Raw genomic sequence first — 1,920 nt, 5'->3', positions numbered from 1 at the left:
GCTTCTAGAAGCTCGTCATTCCGAGGAGGTACGACCGGGCCTCGGTGGCGAAGGAATCTGGCATCCAAGCATAGAGTAACCAGATTGCTTCTTCCGCTCCGCTCCATCGCAAAGACGACTCTAGATAATAAAAACGGCCCCTGAATAATTTCAGAGGCCGTTTTTATTAAAAATAAGTATTCTCTAAAATTCGGGATGACTCATGTTTTTGTCTCTCTACTCACTACCCCCCTACTCATATCCAATCTAAAACCACTTCTCCACCACCCGCATCAGCTGCTCCAGGTAGTGCTGGTCGGTGTCGCTGAAGTCGTTGAGCTGGTCGGAGTCTACATCCAGCACCAGGGCTACCTCATCGCCCTTAAAGCCGGGTACCACCACCTCGCTGCGGCTGGCGCTACTGCAGGCAATATGGCCGGGAAACTGGTCTACATCGGGCACCAGGATGCTCTCCCGCCGTTCCCAGCTGGCGCCGCATACCCCCTTGCCCCTGCGGATGCGGGTGCAGGCAATGGGTCCCTGAAAGGGGCCTAATACCAGCTCCTCCCCTTTTACCAGGTAAAAGCCTACCCAGAAAAAGCCAAAGGCCTGCCGGAGGGCCGCTGCCGTATTGGCCAGGTTGGCATACAGATCGGGCTCGCCGCTGGTGAGGGCTTCGATCTGGGGAATCAGCGATTCGTATTTCTCCGCCCGGGTGGCGGTTTGGGATATATGGAGTTCTTCAGCCATGGTATTCAATAGGTTTGGTGCGCAAGTTACGAAGCAAAATGCTGATCTGTACAATTCTTTGTCAGCAGGGCAACACCCCTTGTTCCTTCATCACCAGAGAGCCGGCAGGGGACGGCTTAGCGTGTCATCTTGGCATTGGCCACCCATTGATAGACAAAGAAGCCCAGCAGGTACAGAATGGCACATCCATTGAAAAGCTCCCCACTTGTCAGGGCCAGGGCTACAGCGCCCAGGCCCAGCAGCAGCAGGCCAAGGGTATAGATGTTCAGGAATTTGCGGTCTTTAGGCTTGCCGGGCAGATCCATCGAGCCAAGGGGGATCATCAGGGTGAAGCCCAGATAGCCCAGGGCCAGCATGCCCTCCAGGTCGGTTGCAATCCAGCTGGCAAAGCCCAACAGCGAAATGCCCAGCGAAATGCCCACAAACGTAGCTGCACGCCGGTCGCTTTCCGTAAGCGTATAGCGGCCGTAGGTATTGAGCATCAGAAAGAGGTTGCCCAGCGGATTCATGAGCCAGGAAGAAAATACAAACAGGAAGTACAGCAGAATGATGGGGGTTAAGAAAGGTGCCAGCTCAGCATTGCTTTCCGCCGCCGAGCGCACCAGGCGGTAGATCACATAGATGCCGATAATGAAGATCCACTGCCGTTTGCTGCTTTGGTTGCTGATCCAGAAGGCATAGCGCAGGTACTGGCGGTAGACCCAGTAGCGTCCCTTCAGCGCTTCTTTCATCCCCTCCTTGGCATACGCCATGGTAGGGTCCAGCTGCAGCGCCATTCTAAAATGCTCCAGTGCCTGTTTGGCATCCCCCTTCTCTAGCCAGGCCCAGCCGTAGTTGGCATGGGTACTGGCGTTGTCAGGGTCCTGCTCCAGGGCTTTATCAATGGTTTGTACAGCCTCCTGCTTACGGTCCAGCTTAAACAGCAGGCGGGAGCGGATGTTCAGGCACAGTACATGCTCGGGATCATAGCTCAAGCCTCTTTCGGCAGCCTCCAGCGCGGGGGCAAACTGCAGGTCGTCCATGAGCATGGCCGCCAGCAGCCCGTAATAATCGGCATCGGAAGGGTCCAGGGAGATGGCCTCGTGCAGGGAGGCAATGGCTTCTTTTCTGCGGTCCTGGCGGTACAGCACCCGGGCATGGATGTAATGAACCATGGGATTGGCAGGTTGCAGCCCAAGGGCAGCCTGTGCT

Annotated in this window: 2 protein-coding genes; both read right to left on the bottom strand. The window is 56.0% G+C overall.

Going from position 1 to position 1,920, the window contains the following annotated elements:
- Positions 1 to 246 precede the first annotated feature (246 nt).
- Positions 247 to 729 carry a GAF domain-containing protein gene (locus ADICEAN_RS20665; RefSeq protein WP_009197622.1) on the bottom strand — a complete coding sequence of 161 codons (483 nt, stop codon included), beginning with the start codon at positions 727 to 729 and terminating at the stop codon, positions 247 to 249.
- Between the two features lie 116 nt (positions 730 to 845).
- Positions 846 to 1,920 (bottom strand): tetratricopeptide repeat protein (locus tag ADICEAN_RS20660; RefSeq protein WP_040398689.1); only part of this gene is annotated, 1,075 nt, incomplete at its 5' end.

The organism is Cesiribacter andamanensis AMV16 (assembly GCF_000348925.1).
GTDB classification, from domain to species: Bacteria; Bacteroidota; Bacteroidia; order Cytophagales; family Cyclobacteriaceae; genus Cesiribacter; species Cesiribacter andamanensis.
This window is presented reverse-complemented; position numbering and strand designations above follow the sequence as displayed.

Coding starts and splice junctions, on each gene's coding strand:
- ADICEAN_RS20665 (WP_009197622.1), bottom strand. CDS start 729: ATGGCTGAAGAACTCCATATATCCCAAACCGCCACCCGGGCGGAGAAA.